Raw genomic sequence first — 20,755 nt, 5'->3', positions numbered from 1 at the left:
CGGGCGTCCATTCTCTCTTAATAGGGGGTTCCCATGACCACAGAACAAACTCTCAAATTCGTCACAACTGAACAGGCCGTAACCGAAGAGCAAATGCATGGTGTCACGAGTCTTTGGCGCGATGTGTATGGTGGTGAGTTTGGATGGTTGGACAAGAAAGCTAATCCGCTCACGGACGGGTATCACGACCGGTCAGATTACTTTTTGTCCCTGTTAAATGGTCGGGAACCCGTTGGTACAATGAGGATAGTGGCAGCCCAAAATTTGGGCTTCCACATTACTGATGCAACGGATGTAGCCGGTGTATCTGATGTGGGACCTCGCATAATCGAGGTCCAGCGCCTTATGGTCAAATCTGAGTTTCGGGACAAAAGGCTAACGGGAGCGCCATTCGGCATCTATGGGTGTATGGTACGAGCCTGCTTGCGTCATGCCATTCTTAATGACGTGGACATCATTTTAGTTGACTGCCATCGCGACATTGATGTCGGTCCACTGAAATCATTGAAAGCTATGGGTTTCCAAGAGACAGGGGACACATACGTCGATGATATGAACGGACTGACTTGTGTGATCCTAACAATGGATACCAAGTCGTGGATTCGAAACATCCTGTCAAACCCTTCTCCGTTCAATAGCTATCTGATTGATCCGTCCATCTCCGAGACACTCGAGCAAGAAACACGCGCTCCCTCGAAAAAGACTCAACGGCACTTCAGCCGTTGCTGAGAATCTCAACTAGAAGACTGTGAAATATGAAACGCAACTCCTCCATACACGGGATCGTATTGATAGTTTTGGCTCTGCAGGTCCTTCCGTTTTCAGACATTATCGCAAAATATCTGTCTGAGACGCTCCCTGTGATCCAAGTTATCTGGGCCAGGTTCTTTTTCCACTGCCTGTTTTCAGGAACGTATTGCGCCGTCAAATATGGCCGATCTAGCGTGATGCCAAAATTCTCAAGCATTCTGTTCTATAGAAGTGTTGCGCTGTTTTGTGCTGTTGGTCTCTTCTACGTGACCATTCACAACTTGCCGCTGACGACATCTCTAACCCTTTGGTTCGTTGAGCCATTTATTCTGACAGCAATGGCCGCCGCATTCTTCGGAGAACGAGTAACGAACTTCCAATGGGCTGTGGTCTTGGTCGGCTTCTGCGGGATTCTCATAGCCATACGACCCGACATAGTTGAATGGCATTGGGCATATATTGTTGGGCTTTGCTCAGGTGTATTTTACGCTCTGTTCCTTCTGCTCACCCGATTCATCGACAAAGACACACCTCAATTGGTGTCTGTATACCAAACCGGCTTATTTGGGTGCATCGCAGCGTCACTAGTTGTCGCGCCGTTCTGGGTTACGCCAAGTATCGAACAACTGGTGTTATTAGCGGCTACTGGCTTGATCGCGGCGATAGCGCACTTGTTAATCGTGAAATCATTTGAGTTGGCCGATGCCAGTACAATCGCACCTTTCACTTATTCCGAAATACTTATGGCATCAGTTCTTGGATATCTCGTTTTCGGACATGTCCCTGACATCTGGTTGTACGTCGGCCTGATGGTCATAGTCACAAGTGGGACTGTTCTTGCTTACACAAAAAACAAACCGGCAACCGCACAGTAATTTCTTAACTCGTTGAGGAATTGAAATGTTTGACACAAAAGTACCAGGAATTGAATCGGAAGTGAAAAGCTATTGCCGATCGTATCCAGTGGTTTTCACCAAAGCCAAGGGAACGTATCTGGTTTGCGAAAACGGTCGAAAATACTTAGACTTCCTAAGTGGTTGTGGGTCTCTGAACTATGGACACAACAATGATCACCTAAAAGAGGAACTACAGACTTATATCGCTGGTGATGGCGTGGCAATGGGGCTGGACCTCTATACGCAAGCCAAGGAAAGTTTCATTGACGCCTTCAGAACATCAATCCTGGAACCTAGACATCTTTCTTATCGTCTTCAGTTTACAGGCCCAACAGGGGCCAATGCAGTTGAGGCCGCAATAAAGCTTGCGCGAAAAGTTACAGGACGCACCTCTGTTTTGGCCTTTACCAATGCCTTTCACGGATGCTCATTGGGAGCGCTCAGCCTGACCGCCAATTCGTACAACCGCGCGAGTTCTGCCGCGCTCCTTAACGGGGTTCATCGCGTTTGGTACGATGGCTATTTTGGTTCAGAAACCGACACGGCCGTCTTGCTTGAACGGCAACTCAATGATCCCTCCGGCGGGATGGATGAGCCAGCGGCAATAGTTGTTGAGCTAATTCAAGGTGAAGGTGGTCTCAATGTAGCAACCCGACGGTGGCTCACCAAGATTGCAGAAATCGCCCGAGAGCAAGGCGCGTTGCTTATCGTTGATGACATCCAGGCGGGCTGCGGTCGATCAGGAAATTTCTTCTCATTCGAAGGCCTGGGAATCAAGCCCGACATTGTCACAATGGCTAAGGCTTTGTCCGGATTTGGGTTGCCAATGTCTATGGTTTTGATCAGCCCAGAGCTCGATCATTGGTCTGCGGGTGAACACAATGGAACATTTCGGGGGAATTGTCATGCGTTCGTAACAGCCCGCGCGGCTATAGATACATATTGGAAAGACGACACATTCTCGACCTCGGTCAAACGCAAAGCTGCCGTGTTATTTGAGCATTTATCAGAGTTTTCACCAACCTATGGTTATCAACCCAAGGGATCTGGGTTGATGCAAGGCATAGACGTTTTCGACTCCAAATATGCTCAAAGAATTAAAGAGCGTGCATTTGAAAACGGCATGATCATCGAACTGTGTGGCCCAAGGGACGAGGTCTTAAAATTTCTCCCACCTCTAACCGTTTCTCCTGAAGAACTTCAGTTGGGTTTGGAGTGTCTCATTGACGCGGTGAAAGCAGCAATTCCGGAGAGCGCCAGCTCGGAAACTTAACTTACCAAATTGAATTGGAGTGAAGTCATGCAAGGCCTGATGATGCAAATGGACTTGACAATCGGATCTCTGATTGATCATGCAGCGCGGTATCACAGTGCCGGGCCTATTGTTTCCATTGGCTCCAATGGGCTGAAGACAAAAACAACATGGTCAAACATAAACAATGAGGCAAAAAAACTTGCCGGAGCCCTGTCCGCCTTCGGCCTAAACTCTGGAGAAGTTTGTGGGACAATCGCCTGGAACAATCACTATCACTTGCAAGCGTATTTCGGCATCTCAGCGTCAGGATTAATTTGTCATACTATCAATCCTCGGTTAGCGCCGGACAATCTTACTTATATAATCAATCAAGCCGAAGATCAGATTCTGTTTGTAGACAAATGCTTTTTGCACCTGATTGAGCGCGTTGCCAGCAAACTGCTGTTTGTCCGAGCGATTGTCGTTTTTGGAAGCGCGGAAGATGTTCCAAGCATCAATGAGATCCCGGTTATCAGTTACGAGGATTTCATAACTCTCGGTAACCCATTGCACTGCTGGCCGGACGTTCATGAGGGGTCTGCCTCAAGCCTTTGCTACACCTCTGGCACTACGGGTTTACCAAAGGGGGTTTTGTATTCCCATCGTTCAACGCTTTTGCACACTTTAGCAGGTAACCAACCAGATTTTTTAAACATCGCAGCGAAGGACTCAGTGCTTCCAGTAGTTCCCATGTTCCATGTAAACGCTTGGGGTGTGCCTTACATTGCCGCGTCTTCGGGATGCAAGCTGGTGCTTCCCGGCCCTAACTTAGGCGGGGATGCGCTGGTCAACCTTATGAATGAAGAACAGGTTAGTTTGGCGCTTGGCGTCCCAACAATCTGGGAATCGCTGCTAGTGGCCCTAAAAGATAGCAAACAGACGCTACCTCATTTGAAGCGTACGATCGTTGGTGGGTCGACCTGCCCGGCAAAGATAATCGATCATTTCGAAGCTGAATATGAGATTGAAGTGATCCATGCCTGGGGTATGACCGAAACTAGCCCGTTGGGAACGTTGAACCGTCCAATCGCGGTTAGCCAGGTGGATTCAGGTTGTGGCCAAGAAAAGTCACAACGGTACTGCCAAGGTCGGCCACCCTATGGTGTTGAATTGTCCATAGATAAGGCTCTAGACTCCAATGAATTGAACTCCGGCGACACTGGAACTCTAAAAATTCGCGGGCATTGGACCATTGATCGGTACTTTAAGAATACCGATCAAGTTTGCAACGATGGATGGTTTGACACTGGTGACATTGGCCATGTTGACAAAGACGGGTTCTTAACAATTATTGATCGAACTAAGGACCTAATAAAGTCGGGAGGAGAGTGGATTTCCTCCGCTAAACTCGAAAGCGTAATCACTCAACACCGGGACATCGTGTCTGCTGCCGTCATCGCCGGCCAGCATCGAAAATGGGGTGAACGGCCCATCGCCGTGGTTGTGACACGCGGTAATTCAGACATATCCGAGCTGCAGTTACTGTCATTCATCCGGGATCGCGTTGAGCGGATTGAAGTGCCCGACGCATTGGTTTTTGTTGATGAACTCCCTTTAGGAAGCACAGGAAAAGTTCTTAAGAATGTTCTGAGAGACAAGTATGCTCGAATGCTCGTTGACAGCAATGCGCGCCTCGCCTCCAAAGCCTTTGAAACCATCAACTGAAGCGGAGCCTGCCCACAATTTCCATTCGCAGTTGCTGTCTGTGCGTTGGAGAATAGGAAAGGTTGCCTGCCAAAAGTCGCCAAGTTCACGACAGTCATTCAACTTTTAGGATGATAGATCGTGCTGGCACTCAGCCTTGGCAAGAAAGTGTTTTGGAATCAGCGCCATTTGTGTTTTAAATGATTGTGGCTTGTAAAATTAAGAAAGATCATCGTTACTCATAGATTTCAAGGATTTTTTAGGAGGAAGAATGTACGACAATATCGACACAGGTCTTCTTAGGACATTCGTGACTATCGCTGAAACTCGGAGCTTTACTCGCAGCGCGGAAAGACTCCTACGCACGCAATCGGCCATCAGCATGCAAGTAAAACGACTTGAGGACACTCTACGATGTCAGTTGTTTTACCGGTCCGGTCGTGAGGTGAAAATCACTCAGAAAGGGCATATTCTTCTAAAATATGCCGAAGCGATCCTCAACCTGAATGATGAAATCCACAATGAAATTCTGTCGAAAGACAATCATAGTTTAATTCGCCTTGGCACTTCTGATGACTATGCCACGATACTCTTGCCGCAGATTCTTCAAAGTTTCAGCGAATCCTATCCGGCCGCACATGTCCACGTTTCATGTGGTAACTCAGACAAAAATTTGGAGTTGTTGAACCACAACGAACTCGACTTTTGTGTCGCTACTACAACATCTGACGAGACATCCGGAAAAACTTTAAGGAGCGAAAAGCTAGTGTGGATAAGTTCACCAGATTTTCGGTTACCAACAAGCGGCCCTCTGCCCGTGACGGGTTTTCCTGAAGGGTGTATCTGTCGAAATTTGATGTTGAAGGCCCTCAATTGTCAGGGCCGGGAATGGCGCTTCACCTTCTCATCCAACAGCATTTCATCGATACATTCTGCAGTTCACTCAGGTTTGGCAATCTCCGCTGTGGAGGAAAGTACTGTTCCTGAAGGGGTGACAATTCTTGACGAAGAAACGGGTTTGCCCGACCTCCCCGAAATTCGAATAGCAGCTTTCCGGCAAGGCGACCAAAACAACAAGCTCTTTGATCGGTTTTATGATCATCTATGTGACCAGATGTTTGGGCAGAAGAGATCGCAACTTCGAACCCGCGCCGCTTAAAGTTCACGACTTTAACCCAAAGTTGAATGCTCGGCAGCCCACGTGTTTCATCGAGCTCAGCCTCTGGACGACCTCTGTCCCGTTGAAGAGATTTCGTGCGTGTCAAAGGTACTTTTAGCGGCTTGAGATTGTCCCGGTTTTAGTGCGAGATCATCGGTGTTTTCGGCTCAGACTGCCTGAGACAGGATCACGTCGCTAAGACTGGGCATAGCAAGTTAGGCTAGTGGTCCGAGGACTGCCGTTCTCGCCTGGGCTCCGGTCGGCCTAGCCGACTAGAGCTGATCCCCGTAGGCGACACCTCCGAAGGCTTTCACCGCTCCATTTTGACCCGCAACCTGCGCGCACGGTCCTGAAACGCAGGCTCACCGCCTTCGAGGATCTCGCACACCTCGGCGCGGATATCACGGTCGTCCAACCCGGCTCCATGGTACGTGATAGGCGGTAACCCACCCAAAGCGTGCGGTCCTGCTTCAGCAATAATGATCTGATCTGCGTCGGTATTAACCACCAGATTGGCGTTGTGTGTGACCATGATCACCTGACGGCGCTTCTTGGCTTGGATGAAGAGAGGCACCAATTCGTCATTCACTGACTTTGGGTCCAGATTTTCTTCCGGTTGGTCGATGATAAGCGGGCGGTCATCCTGGTCATCCAACGCCAGATACAGAAGTAGGAGCACGATACCGCGTGTGCCTGGCGACAGCTTGCGAATATCGACACCGTCATAGCCGATCTCATATCGAACGGTGATGTGATCCGTGGCAAACAGCCAATGAGCGAACTGGTTCATCCAGTTCCGCAATTCGGCTTTCTCGGTCTTCTCGAAGGGCGCATGAGAAAGAAGTTCTGCCGCATGGGCCGTCATGAACGCTTCCATGGCCGTGCGCACATCGGCTGCGGACCCGGTTTTCCATGCGGGCGCGAGCTGCTCTGCGGCAAGAGCTGTGAGGGACCCGACACCTTTCGTTGCGCCTTTGCGGCGCTTGTCGAAAAGGTTTTCCTCGCCAAAACGGCCCCATTTTTCCACATCCACCAACCGCGTGACCGAGAATTGCAGTTTGCTGAGCGTGCCCGATGTGGCTTCAAGCCGCTTCAAAAGTGGCTGGTACAACTCCCGCAATGCGGTTTGCTCATTGATGACGGCCTGGAAAATTCGCTCATAGCAATCGATGCGTTGGCCTTGCAGTTCTTTCCGACGCGCTGCGGCGCCTTCGGCCGAGGTCAGTGTCGTTTGCAGCTTTTCGAGCGCTGCAGTTTCCCGCGCGATGGTCGCGGTCGCAGTTTGCAATTGCTTCCGGATATGCTCGTCGGCAGTGATGAATTTCGACAGACGTGCGATCTCGGCCGTCAGCCTATTGAGGGTCACAGCCTGAATGTCTTGATCGCGTGCGATCAGCGGGGTGTTTTGATCCTCAGCGACGACGGTATCGCCTGTGAGACGCTGAATTTCTTGATCTGTGTCTGCAATCACCTTGAGCAGGGTTCCATCCACGTCACCATTGTAGACCAGGAGGAAATGGTCCCACTGGGTGTCTGACATACTGCCTTTGAGGTGTTTTTCCTTGGTTTGTCGCAGCATCTCTGGCGCGGTCGTGGCGCGGACACTGGCCACTTCATCCTGAAGGTCGACATAGGTGCGGCGCTTCTCAGACAGAGCATTGATGGTCCGACGCAAATTGGCCTCGGCTGTCACCAGCGCGTCGTGCCGTGCAATAAACTCTGGCTTGCCGGTGAGTTTGAGTTTGCCTTTGTCGGCAGTCTGATCCGCGATCAGCTTCGTCTTCTGGGCGACCTGCTGTATCAGGCCGACGACTTTGGCCTCGTTCTCCAACTCGGTGGCGATGTGGTCGGACAGGTCAGCAATGGCAGCTTCCTCCCGATCCCGCGATTGCCGGAAGCGGTGCGTATTTTGGTTTCGAAGCTCGGTAAAGTTTGTGGCGCCATCGGTACTGTTTGGATCATGCGCCTGATAGACGACGCGTTCGATCTCATGGACCAGGCCATCGGAGATGCCGGTGGACGAACAAAGATCCTCGACAAATTGTTGGGAGAGATACCGCGCACGGGGATAGGCGGCTAGCTGTCCCGCGTCAGAGCCATCAAGAGCGCGATCAACACTCTCGCCGCTGCCCCAAGTGAGGGTGGCGCGGGCTGAGCCAATCAAAGGTCTGGCGCGTGCAAGAAACGACGGCGTCTGCAAGTTGTCTTCGTCGCCAGCCCAAACGGCAGGTGGCACGGCATCGCAGGCGGCAGCAATAATATCGGCGAGGGCAGTCTTGCCCGAGCCGCGTGCACCGATGACGGTGATAAGTCCCGGGTTCAACGGGACAGTGGGTGTGGCGGCCCAATCGGCACCGGAAACAGCGATCGAACTGATCACCTGTGAGGGAAGGGCACCAGTTGGGGGCGCATCTGCAACGAAGGCGCGGTATTCGGGATCGATGCAGGCTTGGCGCAAGGCATCAAATGTCGCCGCGCCCTTCACCCAGGAGTACCGATTATGATCTGGCTGACCGACTTCATCGGGTCGATGCGCGTCTGAGCCATGAAGGCAGGGCTTGCAGCCGTCATAGCGATCTTTGAGGCCTTGGACGGAAATAGCATCGCGCTTTCCTGTCCAGAATTCCCGCTGGGCGACGCTGCTTGCAAAGATGATATGGGCAAACTTCTCGATTTCGGCGCGCAGGGTTGCATCGGATGCCTGACGCAATCCGGATGTGCCGTCATCTTTTCCACCCGCGACAGCGATCAGAACGTTTCTCTTCGCCCAATCGGATTTCCGGTAGACGTTCTTGAGCTGTGTGAATTCGACTTTGAACTGGTTCGCACCGGCGGCTAAAAGCGCCTTTTCGGATGCAGCCGCTCCCATGGACTTGCGCCCCAGCCGGAGAAGATCGTCGCGGGAGCATTTGAAGATGTCCCCGTGGGCTTCAAATTCGAGCAACCCGAGGAATCTCTCTGCCTCTTCAATATGATCGTCTTCGGTTGGGTCGATGAGGAGATGGATGTTGACGAAGCCATTGGCCGCCCGCGTTGTAAGGCGCAGCTCGATGTTGGGAAAGATCGTGGTAACGTCAGTCAACCGGCTGTTCACTTTGTGTTGGAGAACCTCACGATACGTGTCGAGGAGGTAGTAGTCGGTGACACCAAGCGCCTCAATCTTGGGATCACTGGCTTCAATGGCAGACAGATAAGTTTCCCAGGCATCAGCGCTACCAAATTGGTCGTTCAGTGTCGTGCCGGGAGCATGGATATGCGGATCCCATCGTCTCCACATCGATCCAAGGGTCAGGGTATGGGTTTGCGCGTTCATGCATGGTCTCTTCGCATCAAATTTTGGTCTAGAAGTCTTTTCAGCAATATATGGTGTCTATAAACCGACAATTTTTGAAGCAGCAAAGATGGCTAAATTGTTCGCTTCGCTGAATTTAGGCAAGTATGAACTAATTGAAAGTGGTTCGATCCCCTTAGCTCAATGCCTCAATCACTGATCGTTGCCGCTATCTCCTCATAGGTCATACCCTTGGGTGCGGAATCCAAATAGGCTCGAATCCGACTGCGATCCTCAGCCATCGCGAGCATCTGAGCGTGCTCTCGTTCTTTTTGATCAACTAGGGCAGCATTACCGGCGATGCGGAACTTCTCTAGTGCCGCACGGCCTGTCTCGGACATTTCCCGGTGGTAGCTGTAGACTTGGCCTCGACCGAAGAAGCGATCAAGATAGATCAGCTGGCCGGGCGGGTTGATGTCCGGCCGGGAGGTAAAAGCGAGGCTAACGTCGGTCTTCTTACCGCTGAACTCCAACCACGCATGTGACATTAACACGTCATCGGTCCCGTCGTTGACATAGCCTATCACCGGTTCGACGAGGATGCCGTGACTGTTTTTGATGTATTCGTGGAGAAAGAAGGCCGAGTGGTAGCACATCTCACTAACGCGATTTGGATGGATGAAGCGATCATAGAGGGCTCGCGCGGAGTCATAGACGACACGCTCTTCCTCCGTCATCGCATCGAGCCATTTCTGCAGATTTGCCGCTTTCCGCTTTGCCTCGCCCATTCTCTTCCCCATTAGTGTTACGGTGAAGATTGCCGTGGCGCCCGCAGCATGTCCATGCCTTAAGAAGCGCTTATTGGCGTACCGATTGAATGGTCGTTGCTGGTAGCGGGCACCATCCAGCCGAACAGCTCGCAAGGAAACGCTCGTTATTTGGTTGGTAACGATGTGCAGCGGTTTTCTGGCCTCGCTGCACCAGAATACCCGATCTGGAATCCTATGACAGCATTGCCCTGCAGTTCCCTTTCCTGCCATCGGTCTCGCGACCCTAATCTGAGTCTCAGAAATGTTAGCCCGTCGCAGACATTCTGAACCGAAAATTACAATGATTTCGAGCGCGACAATTTATAATCTCAAGCCGCTGCAGGTACTGCGCGATCTAACCCAGGAGTTGATGCAAAGGATTTCTTCGGCCGGAGCGCTGACGCATCAATTTAGTCGATAGTACCATTCTAGTTTTGAATTTCATCCTGCCAAGCGCGCCGCGCTATCATTGAGCGCGAACCAGCAGGGGTTTTTGGCCCTAAAGATATTTCTGGCATTCGTGCCTTCGAAGTAAGTGCCTGCGCAACTGAAATCAGGGGATTCCAATGCCATATGTAGCTCCGCCAAAACTTGCTCAAAGGATGATCGCTGCCGGCGAGCAAAAAATCAATTTGTCGGCGAAAGATACACTAGTCCGGGCCTACATGGCAGGAGCGATTTTGGCTTTGGCGGCCGCCTTCGCGGTTACGGTAACTGTTCAAACCGGTGTGCCAATTGTTGGTGCGATACTGTTTCCGGTAGGGTTCTGTATGCTCTACCTGCTCGGATATGACTTACTGACAGGTGTATTTGTTTTGACACCAATGGCGTATTTTGATGGCAGACCGGGTGTAACCGTCGGCAAAATCCTTCGGAACTGGGGTCTTGTTTTTATTGGCAATTTTCTCGGTGCTCTAACTGTAGCGCTGATGATGGCAATCGTATTCACATTTGGTTTTTCGGTTGAACCGAACGCTGTTGGTCAAAAGATCGCAACAATTGGCCACGATAGAACTGTAGGATACGCAGAACACGGCTTTGCAGGGATGGTGACAATCTTCGTCAGGGGAATGCTGTGCAACTGGATGGTTTCGACTGGCGTTGCTGGAGCACTAATTTCAGATAGTGTCATAGGAAAAGTTGTCTCAATGTGGATGCCGATTATGGTCTTTTTTGCGATGACCTTCGAGCATTCTGTAGTCAATATGTACTTGTTTCCATCCGGACTTATGCTGGGAGGCCAGTACTCTATCAGCGACTACATTTTTTGGAACGAGTTGCCAACCGTGTTGGGCAACTTGGCAGGGGGCTCAATCTTCACCGGGTGCGCAATTTACTCTACGCACGGACGGCCACGAGCGGACATTGAACTTGAAGGTGATACTGCGCAACTTGCAGCGGAATGATGCCAAGAACATTGGTTGCTCGAGCTTAGCGATTTGAGTCGGCACCCGAGCAGAAAAGCAACAAGTTTCACTAGCGCGTGTTTGCTGGAGCGAAGTGCTTCCGGAAAATTAGCTGTGCGGTTTGGGTGGGAGAAAGAGTGTGCCAAATCCTAGTGATAGTTCATTATTGAAACCAAATCTGGAAGCCTTCAAAATTGCTCTCAAAGAGCCAAAGACAGTTCGTATCTTGTGCGAACTATTGGATGGGCGATCTCATACCGCCAAGGAGTTGGCCACTGTTGCTGAGGTTGGATGCAAAGAATCCATCGAACATTTGTCTACTCTGATCGACATCAAAATGATTGCTTCTGAGAAAAGCGGTCGTTGTACTTACTACCGGCTTTCATCTATTGGGACAGCAGAGTTGCTCGAGAAGATTACTCCTCTATCTCCCACCAACCACCTGTATAACCGAGGAAATTCAGCTCGAGACCAGATATTTATTGCTCGTTCTTGCTACGCTCATATTGCAGGTCGACTTGGTGTCCTGATCGCTCGCAGCATGCTTGCTCGAAAGTGGATTTCCGCTGAAGGTGCGTCAGTCCGCCTCACGCATAAAGGGGGGGGAAATTTGGCAAGATTGGGCGTATTACCCACCGATACCACGTATCCGAAAGTCAAATTATGCTTGGATTGGACTGAGCGGCGCAAACACCTGTCGGGGTCCTTGGGTGCAGCGTTGTTCCGTCATGCGCTTTCCCAAAAATGGTTGAGTCGGCCAGAAACTGGTAGAGCCCTTTTTATCGAACCACGTGGTTTTGAAGCTTTCAGGAAACACTTTGGAGTGACAAGTGCGGCTTTGCTGCGTCAAACTGTCCAAAACTCCCCACTAGATCTGGTGGGTTCCAGCCTGCAGCCTGAAATTGACACGTGTCAGATCTGTTCAAGTTCGCGCAAGATGTAATCTGAAGCGAGATCGATCAAACGCATATCTTCTACCGTTCTCCGATGAAGTTTCACAAACACGTCTTTGAGAACTGGAAAACCATCAGATTCATCCAACAACCGAACGCCTTCTGGAACAACACAGCGCTCCATTACCGAGATTCCGGAGCCCACCTTAACTGCAGAAGTAATCAGAGATATACTTCTCGTGGAGTAAGAAATTCGCCAAGCTCTATCAGCTTTCTGCAGTGCTTCAAGTGCGATTGACCGGCAGACACAACCTTTGGGAAAAAGCACAAGCGGAAGTGCGTCTTCTTTGTCGTCCACAAAGTCTAGCGCTGCCACCCAATGGAGCGGCTGCCGCATCGCCAATTCTCCTCGCATGTCATCTTCTGTGTGAGTGGCTATCACAACGTCCAATTTATCTTGCGCGAGATCATTCAATAGAACATCGCTATTGTCGCAAAGCACCTCCGTTTGAACAAGCGGGTAGTCTTTGGAGAATTTCGCAAGAATTGCAGGCAACAGACTCGTAGCGTAATCGTCAGGTGCACCAATGCGCAATACGCCATCAGCTTCAGGTTCGTGAAGTCTGGCCAGTGCTTCGTCGTTAGTCTTCAATATGCGGTTGGCATAAAAAAGGAGAAGTTCTCCTCTTCGAGTGACGCTTATCGAATTTCGCGTTCTTTGAAGCAACTCACCACCGGCGATATCTTCCAGCCTTTTGATCTGAAGGCTTACAGCTGATTGGCTTCGGCCGAGTACGTTTGCAGCGTCGGTAAAGCTCTTCAGTTGCGAGACTGTTACCAACGAACGAAGGAGATCAATGTCTAAGTTGCGAATCATGGTGTCCATTAACATACCTCATCGTACCAATTGGAATAATCAATTTTTCCAATTCTAAAGTATGTGCTGTAATGGCAATAACCTTCCAAAACCGGAGTAGACTCATGTTGCAAGTGTGGGCCCATTCGTTTTTTGTTGCCACTGGAAACACGGTCATGGCGAAGAGCAGGGAGCGGCCACCAAGGTTACCGGAAACCGGTAGTACCAACGCAGCGAACGTACAAGAATCTCAAGATTCCGCTTCAAACTTAACGGTTCTTGAATCGCAAAAAGATAGCCCGTTTTCGATCAGCCCATCGGATAGTTCATTCCCAAAACCCCAGACCACCAAATACAAATTGGATGAATGCTCCTCGTAGAAACATAATGCTCATACTGATTTCTCTATACGTTGACCGGGATGTGTCGCAAACTCTGGGGTCTGGTTGACGATCCGGATGTGTCGCAAACTTTTAGAGCGACCAGTGCCATCGACTTACTAAATACACCTATCCTGCGATCTCGGCGAATAACTTGAAGCCAGACGTCGTATTGCTCGGGAGTTGCTGCTTTCGGATCATGTTGGCAACTTCGATTCCGTCGAGCGTTGCCGCCGCTGAAGCGAAGGCCTTGAGCCCCATCATTGGCCGCGTGCGTCTCTTGATGAAACGGTGGTCCTGTTCCACGATATTGTTATCTGGCATGAATGAGCTCGACGCTCCGATCAGAGGTTTTGAAGGCTTCGAAGTGGATTACTATTGGTCCACCGGGATTGGGGCGTTGGGAGCACGAATGGCGGGCAGGCCGAAGTATTTGATGAGCTTTGAGCTCGAGTTGTTATCTGGCCGCCCCTTCGACTTGCCCGGTTGCGCTGCGAGCGCGAATCCGTAGTTGTCGTGTGGCCCGCTGGCTCCCTTGGTTACTGACCTTGGAAAGGAGCTCATCATGAAAATCATTGCACTTGATGTGCATCGTACCTTTGCACAAGTGGCGATCCTGGAGAATGGCAAGATCCGGGATGCCGGTCGCCTCGAGCTTGAGCGAGAACACATCCTGAAGTTTGCAGAGCGACTGAATGCGGAGGATGAGATCGTTCTGGAAGCGACAGTCAACACAAAGGCCATCGTGCGGCTGCTGTCGCCTTTTGTGAACCGTGTTGTCATCTCCAACCCGCTGCTCGTTCGCGCCATCGCCTGGGCCAAAGTCAAGACCGATAAGATCGATGCAAGCGTTCTGGCGAAGCTTCACGCCAGCGGCTTTCTGCCGGAAGTCTGGATGCCGGATGAGGAAACAGAGCGGCTGCGTCGGGTCGTGGCCGAGCGGGTGCAGCTGGTTTCCCAGATGACCCGTCTCAAGAACCGCATCCATTCGGTGCTGCATGCCAATCTGATCCCGCCATACAATGCGTCTCTTTTTTCAAAACGGGGCAGGAATTGGCTGGAGTCCCAACCTGTCGCGCAAGACCAGCGACGCGTCATCCTCCGCCATGCCGTCGAATTGGATCGTCTCGGTCGCGAACTCAAACAGATCGACGAAGATCTCGCACAAACGGCGCTTCAGGAGCCGCGCGTGAAACAGCTGATGACAATCACAGGCGTCAACATGATCGTCGCGCTGAGTGTTCTGGCCGCTATTGGCGAAATCGGGCGCTTCTTGTCTCCGGAGAAACTCGTCAGCTATTTCGGTCTTAATCCTCGGGTACGCCAATCTGGTGACAAAGCCGCGTATCATGGCCGCATCACAAAGCAGGGCCGGTCGCACGCGCGAGCGATGCTGGTGGAGGCGGCCTGGTCGATCTCCCGTACACCCGGACCGCTCAGAGCCTTCTTTCAGCGGGTCAGGGAAAAGCGCGGCAGTCAGATCGCAGCGGTGGCAACAGCACGAAAGCTGACAGTGGTCATCTGGCACATGCTCTCAAAAGGCGAAGAATACATTTGGAGCCGTCCCGCTTTGTTGGACTGGAAGCTGAGAAAGTTGGAACTGACGGCTGGCTACCCCTCTAACCGAGGTGGAAGAAAGAAAGGCTCAGCTGCCGACTACAGCCTCAAATCAGTGCGCGATCGGGAGAGAGAAGCTGTCGGTCACGCCGAAGACGTTTACCGCCGTTTCGTGGCCAAGTGGAAACAGAAATCCCCGATGGCCAAGCCAGTCTCACCTCGGTAGATCACCCAAAAATAGACGCACGGAACCTGAAAAAGCTCTTGTCAAATACATCCGTTATATGCTTGGACCTGACCGTTTGGATTTTGGCTGGGCAGCCAAACCGAATGAGGATTTTGTTCACCTCTCGAATGCCCGCCGCGTTGGCTCCACTTTTGTCGATGACGATCTTGCTCGGGATTCCATTTGAAGCCAGCGCTTTGCCAAAGAACCGTGCTGCTGCTGGACGGTTCCTAAGCTCAGACAGCATAAAATCAAGAGTATTCCCGGCTTTATCGACGGCCCGATATAGGTACATCCATTTGCCGCGAACACGAATATAGGTCTCGTCCATGCGCCATGAACTCAGCGTTGGACGCTTCTTTGATTGCGCTCGAGCTGCGACGATCGGCGAGTATTTCACAACCCACCTATTCAATGTGGCATGATCAACTCGCACACCGCGCTCAGCCATGATCTCTTCCAAGTCACGATAGGACACCGTGTATCGCAGATAGAAGTACACAGCGTACAAAACTGCATCCTTGGGGAAATGACAGCCCTTTAGCGAAATCATAATCAAACAACCTGTTCGAAATTTTTCTACGAGTACAAACCTCAGATCACGCAGGATCGTCAACCAGACCCCAGAGTTTGCGACACATCCCTATAAACCTGGAAAGGTCATCTATGATTGGCGCCATTATCTGGCGGTGATCCAGCGAAAACCCGGGGCCCTGCGCAACGGCGCGCCGTTCACGGAGATGCCTGATGCATTCCGCCGTCTGCAGGATCACATGCTGCGAAAGGAGGGTGGTGACCGGGAGATGGTCGATATCCTATCCCTGGTTCTGCATCACGACGAAGACACCGTTCTGTGCGCCGTCGAACTGGCGCTGGAAGCCGGCGTGCCCACCAAGACGCACATCCTGAACCTGCTCCACAGGCTGATCGGCAAGAAGCAGCCCGACCTTCCCGAGGTCGATCCGCCAGACGCCCTGACCTTGGAAACGGCACCAAAGGCCAACGTCGACCGCTATGACAACCTGAGACAGGCTGGGGAGAAGCGCCATGCGTCATGACCCTGCAGGCGCCTCGATTGGGATCATGCTGCGCAGCCTTAAGCTGCATGGTATGGCGCAGGCCGTTGATGATCTGATCGCCCAGAGCGCGCCAGCGTTCGAGGCCGCAACGCCGATGTTGTCCCAGTTGCTCAAGGCCGAGGTGGCAGAGCGAGAAGTGCGCTCCATTGCCTATCACACAAAGGTGGCGCGCTTCCCGTCCTACAAGGACCTCGCGGGCTTTGACTTCAAATCCAGTGAGATTAATGAAGCCACCGTCAGGCAATTGCACCGTGGCGCGTTCATGGAAAACGCCGAGAATGTTGTCCTGATCGGCGGACCGGGCACCGGCAAAAGCCACATCGCAACGGCCATCGGCGTCCAGGCCATCGAGCATCACAGGTGCAAAGTGCGCTTCTACTCGACCGTGGAACTCGTTAACGCGCTGGAGCAGGAAAAGGCGCTCGGAAAGGCCGGCAGAATGGCCGAGATGCTCACCAAGATTGATTTGGTCATCCTCGACGAGCTCGGCTACCTGCCGTTCAGCTCATCCGGCGGCGCGTTGCTGTTCCACCTCCTGAGCAAACTCTACGAGCGCACCAGCGTGATCATCACCACAAACCTCAGCTTCTCGGAATGGGCCCAGGTCTTCGGCGACGCAAAGATGGCAACCGCGCTCCTCGACCGGCTCACTCACCGCTGCCACATTCTGGAAACCGGCAACGACAGCTACCGCTTCAAGGCGAGCGCCGAGGCTGCCAAGAAGACAAGAAAGGAGTCCGCTACATTGACCAGGTCATGAGCAAAGTCGCATACTGAGGGTGGGTCAAATCTCGGTGAAAATACCGGGTCACTCCTCAGCGGAAATCAACAACAGAACCCTCAGCGGCTATCCAATCCTCTGTGTTGATAAGCCCTTTCTGAACCGCCTTTAAAAGTAATAATTTACGGATCATATTGAACAAATCTCGCTTCACTTTGCGCGAGAGACCTAATGTGCTTGAGCGCGATAACAAACTCTTCGTCATTTTCTACTGAACCAACGCAGAGCCGAACGTGCCGGAGCACAGCTGAAGTGCCAGCTGCTAAGAAACTCTCTGCAGCTGAAATACGGATGCCTTCTGACCGGGCCGTTTCAGCAAAGGACACGGATGTCCACGGTTCTGGCAGTTGCAGCCAAATTTGAGCATTGTCCTCATTTGCTGAATAGTCCAAGCCTGCCAGAATATGCTTGGCCACCTTGTGGCGTGCCTGAAAGAAGCACTTGTTTTTGTTGTAAATCGCCAGTGCGGTGCCGTCGGTTATCCACAGTCTTGTCAGCTCCAGAAGCAATGGCGAGACACTGTAGTTCAAGGATTGAGCTATGGCTTGGCACGCAGAAACCGATCCCTTGGGTGGAACTAGATATGCAATACGAAGCCCAGGCTGCAATATTTTGGAGAAGCCGCTGAGATAGTATGTGCTTCCTGGGTATGTGTTCGCAAAGGTCGGGTTTTCTTCCGAAATCCGCGGACCGATATATGAGTCGTCTTCTATGACAGAAATGGAGTGTTTTTCCGCGATCTTGGAAAGCTCTCTGATCCTTGCGCGTCCTATGCCGCGTGTGGTTGGGTTGTGCGCGCGTGGTATGACGAAGAAGCATCTAATGTCCGGGCGAGATCGAACTGCCTGATCAAGGTCTTCTGGCATTGGGCCGTCCTTGTCGGACTTGATGGTGATCATCTCTATGCCAAGGCTTCGGCAGGCGCTGATGAAGCCTGGGTAGGTTAGCTCTTCAACCGCAATGACTCCGTTTCGGCCGGCAGTGGCGAGCAGTGCTGTTACGATTGCCGCTTGGGCGCCAGGTGTTACGATGATGTCATCACCGGATAGATGAAGGCCGTGTTTACCGACCCAATGAGCAAGCGCTTCTCTGTGTTCGCTGTATTCCGCCTCCTTGTGATACCGAAAGAGTTCACTGAGATAAGAGGTAGGAGCAAGAGACTTGGCAAGTGTCTGCCGTAGAACCTCGTTTGGAACAGCCGGTGGCCCATTTGTCGCGAGATCTAGCATTTTTCCGTTTTGTTGGAACGGTTGGTATACTCCCCTTGGAGCGGCTTTGACGAAAGTTCCTTTGCCAACATGGCGAACGATCAAGCCTTCCTTTTCGGCCTGGTCGAATGCTCGTTTCACAGTCGCTGCGTTCAAGCCCAGTTCGGAAGCGATGCTACGAAGCGGAGGGATTTGCTCGTTTGGTTTGAGGATGCCGTCGATAATATCCTGGCGGAGGGCCTCAAGAATGGCCTGTGTTCTAGCGCCCTTGGAGCGGTCTAGGTCGGGGGTCCAGATCTGCATCTTAGCCTCATTTCTTACACGAATCGTCTATACTTGTTGCGCAACAATATCAAAAGACTTTTCGCCGTTAACTTAGCAAGAAACTCCAGTCTTTGGAGTCGTCTATGTAATGTGTTTTGGCCTTTATTAAATAATATCAAGGAGATGACCTCTATTTTGTGCCCTGGTATTGTTGCGCATCAATATTCCTGTTGACGCAACGAAGAAGCAACAATAGACAGTGTTTGTTGCTACATAGTTGCGCGCCGATGCGACAAAATACGGGAGATTGCAGTGGACTGGCTTTATTGGAATGATGGTGAATGGCGGACTGACGAACAGCGCCTGCTGAGCCTGAAAGACAACTCGTTCTGGATGGGGAACTCGGTATTTGACGGCGCGCGCGTCGTTGACGATCTTGCTCCCGACTTGGATCTTCACTGCGCACGGGCAATTCAGTCTGCGGAACGCATGCTGATGAAACCGAAGATTTCAGCCGAAGAGCTGACCGAGATCTGCCGGGAAGGGGCCCGAAAATTCCCGAAGGGAACGCCGCTGTATATCCGGCCGATGTTCTATGCGCGTGATGGTTTTCTGGTTCCGGATCCGGATTCGACCGAATGCGCTATTTGCATCTTTGAGCTTCCGATGCCGTTTGAAAACGGCATGACGGCTGCAATTTCTCCGTTCAAGCGGCCCGCATCCGATATGGCGCCGACCGACGCCAAGGCATCCTGTCACTATCCGAACATGCAACGCGCTATCGTTTGGGCAAAAGGGCAAGGTGCGGACACCGCGCTTATCCTGAACCCCGATAACACAATTGGTGAATTCGCCTCTGCCAACATCTTCATTGTGAACAAAGGTTGCGTACTGACGCCTGAGCCGAACGGAAGTATCCTGAATGGGCTGACGCGTCAGCGCGTCATTGGATTGCTCAAGGATGACGGTCTTGAAGTGGTGGAAACCAAGCTGACTGCTGCTGACGTCTACCAGGCTGATGAGGTCTTCTGCACCGGCAATCACGTCAAAGTCGCTCCGGTTATCCGAATTGATCAACGCACTTATCAAAACGGCGGGGTCTCCCAACGCGCCCGTGCGCTCTACTGGGACTTCGCCAGGACCCAACCCCTGTAAATAAGGAGAAAACAGTGGCAGCTTATCTTATCGCCCGGGTTCGGGTCGATGACCCGGAAGGCTACAAGGCCTACGCTCTAAAGAGTAAACCGGCCATTGAGGCATTCGGTGGAAAGTTCATTGCCCGTGGTGGTGAAACCGAAATCCTTGAAGGTGAGGACAACGTCACGCGCGTCGTGCTCGTCGAATTCCCGGACATGGACACTGCGCGCAAATGGTACGCCTCTGAGCAATACCAGGAAGCGAAAGCCATTCGCGCGCCAATTTCTGAAGCCACTTTCACAATTGTTGAAGGTGCCTGAACGGAACCCTGATCGAAAGGAAATCAGATGGACTACAAAATCAAAGGCAAAAAAGCCGTTGTCATGGGGGCATCCCAGGGTCTTGGCAAAGCGATCGCCCAGGCGCTGGCGGCCGAAGGCGTAAAGGTTGCTGTTATGGCGCGTTCGAAAGACAAGCTGGACAAGCTTGCCGCCGAGATTGATGGCGTCGCGATCGCCGCGGACCTTTCCAAGCGCGAAAACCTGATTGCCGCTTTGCAAGAAGCGCGCGAGGCAATCGGTGATCCTGATATTGTTGTTGTCAACACGGGCGGCCCGCCCAAAGCAACCTTCCTGGAAGCGGATCCGGATGGATGGCGCGAGCAGACCGAGACGCTGTTCCACTTCACCATCGACACGATCTATGACGTGCTGCCCGCAATGCGGAAGCAGAAGTGGGGTCGGATCATGGTTGTTACCTCGATCTCTGCGCAAGAGCCCGAAGCCGGCCTTAGCTATTCGTCGGTCCTGCGCGCAGGCCTCCACGGGCTGATCAACGACATGTCGCGTGATGTCGCTGAAGATGGCGTGACCGTGAATGCCATCATGCCCGGTCTGATTGAAACTGACCGCGTGATCGAACTGAACATGCAGATCGAGGATTTCCGCGACAAGATCCCGGCACGCCGCTTCGGCCGTCCGGAAGAGTTTGCAAGCCTCGCCTGCTACCTGGCCTCTGAGCAGGCTTCCTACCTGACGGGACAAGCCATCGCGACCGATGGTGGGTACCTGAAAGGTATCTGACGGTCTCCGTCTAACCTCCCTAAACGGATGACCAAAGACCCGGAGGCGCCAAGGCGCCTCCGG

Annotated in this window: 16 protein-coding genes and 3 pseudogenes; 13 read left to right on the top strand and 6 right to left on the bottom strand. The window is 52.0% G+C overall.

What is annotated here, in order from left to right:
- The first annotated feature begins 33 nt into the window (after positions 1–33).
- The 5 genes from ACR0M9_RS09645 to ACR0M9_RS09625 all read left to right on the top strand — a co-directional run bounded on the left by ACR0M9_RS09645 (position 34) and on the right by ACR0M9_RS09625 (position 5,743).
- Positions 34–729 carry a GNAT family N-acyltransferase gene (locus ACR0M9_RS09645; protein WP_480773435.1) on the top strand — a complete coding sequence of 232 codons (696 nt, stop codon included), beginning with the start codon at positions 34–36 and terminating at the stop codon, positions 727–729.
- 26 nt (positions 730–755) lie between these two features.
- Positions 756–1,625 (top strand): DMT family transporter, encoded by an 870-nt coding sequence (locus tag ACR0M9_RS09640; RefSeq protein WP_480773434.1) that lies wholly within the window; start codon positions 756–758, stop codon positions 1,623–1,625.
- Positions 1,626–1,650: 25 nt separating this feature from the next.
- A complete protein-coding gene (gene ectB / locus ACR0M9_RS09635) occupies positions 1,651–2,919 on the top strand; it encodes a diaminobutyrate--2-oxoglutarate transaminase (RefSeq protein WP_480773433.1) in 1,269 nt (422 codons plus the stop codon).
- A 27-nt stretch (positions 2,920–2,946) separates the two neighbouring features.
- The gene (locus tag ACR0M9_RS09630; protein WP_480773432.1) at positions 2,947–4,605 is read left to right on the top strand and encodes a long-chain-fatty-acid--CoA ligase; all 1,659 of its coding nucleotides are present in this window, start codon (positions 2,947–2,949) and stop codon (positions 4,603–4,605) included.
- 250 nt (positions 4,606–4,855) lie between these two features.
- The gene (locus ACR0M9_RS09625) at positions 4,856–5,743 is read left to right on the top strand and encodes a LysR substrate-binding domain-containing protein (RefSeq protein WP_480773431.1); all 888 of its coding nucleotides are present in this window, start codon (positions 4,856–4,858) and stop codon (positions 5,741–5,743) included.
- A 310-nt stretch (positions 5,744–6,053) separates the two neighbouring features.
- Here the strand turns inward: ACR0M9_RS09625 and ACR0M9_RS09620 are convergent, their stop codons facing one another.
- Together ACR0M9_RS09620 and ACR0M9_RS09615 are read right to left on the bottom strand one after the other, a co-directional pair.
- Positions 6,054–9,056, bottom strand: a complete 3,003-nt coding sequence (locus tag ACR0M9_RS09620) for a TrlF family AAA-like ATPase (RefSeq protein WP_480773430.1) — start codon at positions 9,054–9,056, stop codon at positions 6,054–6,056.
- A gap of 167 nt (positions 9,057–9,223) precedes the next feature.
- Positions 9,224–9,802 carry a hypothetical protein gene (locus tag ACR0M9_RS09615; protein WP_480773429.1) on the bottom strand — a complete coding sequence of 193 codons (579 nt, stop codon included), beginning with the start codon at positions 9,800–9,802 and terminating at the stop codon, positions 9,224–9,226.
- A 587-nt stretch (positions 9,803–10,389) separates the two neighbouring features.
- Between ACR0M9_RS09615 and ACR0M9_RS09610 the strand changes: the two genes are divergently transcribed.
- Complete coding sequence (locus ACR0M9_RS09610; RefSeq protein WP_480773428.1) at positions 10,390–11,229, top strand: formate/nitrite transporter family protein; 840 nt, start codon at positions 10,390–10,392, stop codon at positions 11,227–11,229.
- 139 nt (positions 11,230–11,368) lie between these two features.
- Entirely contained in the window at positions 11,369–12,172 is an 804-nt protein-coding gene (locus tag ACR0M9_RS09605; RefSeq protein ID WP_480773427.1) for an ArsR/SmtB family transcription factor, read from the top strand.
- Here the strand turns inward: ACR0M9_RS09605 and ACR0M9_RS09600 are convergent.
- Together ACR0M9_RS09600 and ACR0M9_RS09595 are read right to left on the bottom strand one after the other, a co-directional pair.
- A complete protein-coding gene (locus tag ACR0M9_RS09600; RefSeq protein ID WP_480773426.1) occupies positions 12,142–13,014 on the bottom strand; it encodes a LysR substrate-binding domain-containing protein in 873 nt (290 codons plus the stop codon). The genes ACR0M9_RS09605 and ACR0M9_RS09600 overlap by 31 nt on opposite strands.
- Positions 13,015–13,487: 473 nt before the next feature.
- A pseudogene (locus tag ACR0M9_RS09595) lies at positions 13,488–13,673 on the bottom strand (DDE-type integrase/transposase/recombinase); the annotation flags it as partial.
- A gap of 250 nt (positions 13,674–13,923) precedes the next feature.
- Between ACR0M9_RS09595 and ACR0M9_RS09590 the strand changes: the two are divergent.
- Positions 13,924–15,141, top strand: a complete 1,218-nt coding sequence (locus ACR0M9_RS09590; protein ID WP_480773425.1) for an IS110 family RNA-guided transposase — start codon at positions 13,924–13,926, stop codon at positions 15,139–15,141.
- A gap of 4 nt (positions 15,142–15,145) precedes the next feature.
- On the opposite strand, the pseudogene ACR0M9_RS09585 reads toward ACR0M9_RS09590, so the two are convergent.
- Positions 15,146–15,697, bottom strand: a pseudogene (locus ACR0M9_RS09585) (IS6 family transposase); the annotation flags it as partial.
- A gap of 94 nt (positions 15,698–15,791) precedes the next feature.
- Between ACR0M9_RS09585 and ACR0M9_RS09580 the strand changes: the two are divergent.
- Together ACR0M9_RS09580 and istB are read left to right on the top strand one after the other, a co-directional pair.
- Positions 15,792–16,199, top strand: a pseudogene (locus ACR0M9_RS09580) (IS21 family transposase); the annotation flags it as partial.
- Positions 16,189–16,980 carry an IS21-like element helper ATPase IstB gene (gene istB, locus ACR0M9_RS09575; RefSeq protein ID WP_480773424.1) on the top strand — a complete coding sequence of 264 codons (792 nt, stop codon included), beginning with the start codon at positions 16,189–16,191 and terminating at the stop codon, positions 16,978–16,980. The pseudogene ACR0M9_RS09580 and the gene istB, both read left to right, overlap by 11 nt.
- Positions 16,981–17,123: 143 nt before the next feature.
- Here istB and ACR0M9_RS09570 read toward each other — a convergent pair whose 3' ends face one another.
- On the bottom strand, positions 17,124–18,512 hold the full coding sequence (locus ACR0M9_RS09570; protein ID WP_480546722.1) for an aminotransferase-like domain-containing protein: 1,389 nt from the start codon (positions 18,510–18,512) through the stop codon (positions 17,124–17,126).
- Positions 18,513–18,785: 273 nt separating this feature from the next.
- Between ACR0M9_RS09570 and ACR0M9_RS09565 the strand changes: the two genes are divergently transcribed.
- Genes ACR0M9_RS09565 through ACR0M9_RS09555 form a run of 3 tightly spaced genes read left to right on the top strand, consistent with a single transcriptional unit; the run spans position 18,786 to position 20,692 of the window.
- Positions 18,786–19,628, top strand: a complete 843-nt coding sequence (locus ACR0M9_RS09565) for a branched-chain amino acid aminotransferase (protein ID WP_480546724.1) — start codon at positions 18,786–18,788, stop codon at positions 19,626–19,628.
- A 14-nt stretch (positions 19,629–19,642) separates the two neighbouring features.
- Positions 19,643–19,930 (top strand): DUF1330 domain-containing protein, encoded by a 288-nt coding sequence (locus tag ACR0M9_RS09560; protein ID WP_480546726.1) that lies wholly within the window; start codon positions 19,643–19,645, stop codon positions 19,928–19,930.
- Positions 19,931–19,957: 27 nt separating this feature from the next.
- Positions 19,958–20,692, top strand: a complete 735-nt coding sequence (locus ACR0M9_RS09555; RefSeq protein WP_480546728.1) for an SDR family oxidoreductase — start codon at positions 19,958–19,960, stop codon at positions 20,690–20,692.
- Positions 20,693–20,755: the final 63 nt, after the last annotated feature.

The organism is Ruegeria sp. CH2, assembly GCF_056537065.1.
The sequence above is the reverse complement of the archived record's forward strand: the minus strand, read 5'-3'. Positions and strand labels throughout refer to the sequence as shown.

Excerpts from the sequence above, each read along its gene's own strand:
- ACR0M9_RS09645 (WP_480773435.1), top strand. The coding sequence starts at position 34 with ATGACCACAGAACAAACTCTCAAATTCGTCACAACTGAACAGGCCGTA.
- ACR0M9_RS09640 (WP_480773434.1), top strand. The coding sequence starts at position 756 with ATGAAACGCAACTCCTCCATACACGGGATCGTATTGATAGTTTTGGCT.
- ectB (WP_480773433.1), top strand. The coding sequence starts at position 1,651 with ATGTTTGACACAAAAGTACCAGGAATTGAATCGGAAGTGAAAAGCTAT.
- ACR0M9_RS09630 (WP_480773432.1), top strand. The coding sequence starts at position 2,947 with ATGCAAGGCCTGATGATGCAAATGGACTTGACAATCGGATCTCTGATT.
- ACR0M9_RS09625 (WP_480773431.1), top strand. The coding sequence starts at position 4,856 with ATGTACGACAATATCGACACAGGTCTTCTTAGGACATTCGTGACTATC.
- ACR0M9_RS09620 (WP_480773430.1), bottom strand. The coding sequence starts at position 9,056 with ATGAACGCGCAAACCCATACCCTGACCCTTGGATCGATGTGGAGACGA.
- ACR0M9_RS09615 (WP_480773429.1), bottom strand. The coding sequence starts at position 9,802 with ATGGGCGAGGCAAAGCGGAAAGCGGCAAATCTGCAGAAATGGCTCGAT.
- ACR0M9_RS09610 (WP_480773428.1), top strand. The coding sequence starts at position 10,390 with ATGCCATATGTAGCTCCGCCAAAACTTGCTCAAAGGATGATCGCTGCC.
- ACR0M9_RS09600 (WP_480773426.1), bottom strand. The coding sequence starts at position 13,014 with ATGTTAATGGACACCATGATTCGCAACTTAGACATTGATCTCCTTCGT.
- ACR0M9_RS09590 (WP_480773425.1), top strand. The coding sequence starts at position 13,924 with ATGAAAATCATTGCACTTGATGTGCATCGTACCTTTGCACAAGTGGCG.
- istB (WP_480773424.1), top strand. The coding sequence starts at position 16,189 with ATGCGTCATGACCCTGCAGGCGCCTCGATTGGGATCATGCTGCGCAGC.
- ACR0M9_RS09570 (WP_480546722.1), bottom strand. The coding sequence starts at position 18,512 with ATGCAGATCTGGACCCCCGACCTAGACCGCTCCAAGGGCGCTAGAACA.
- ACR0M9_RS09555 (WP_480546728.1), top strand. The coding sequence starts at position 19,958 with ATGGACTACAAAATCAAAGGCAAAAAAGCCGTTGTCATGGGGGCATCC.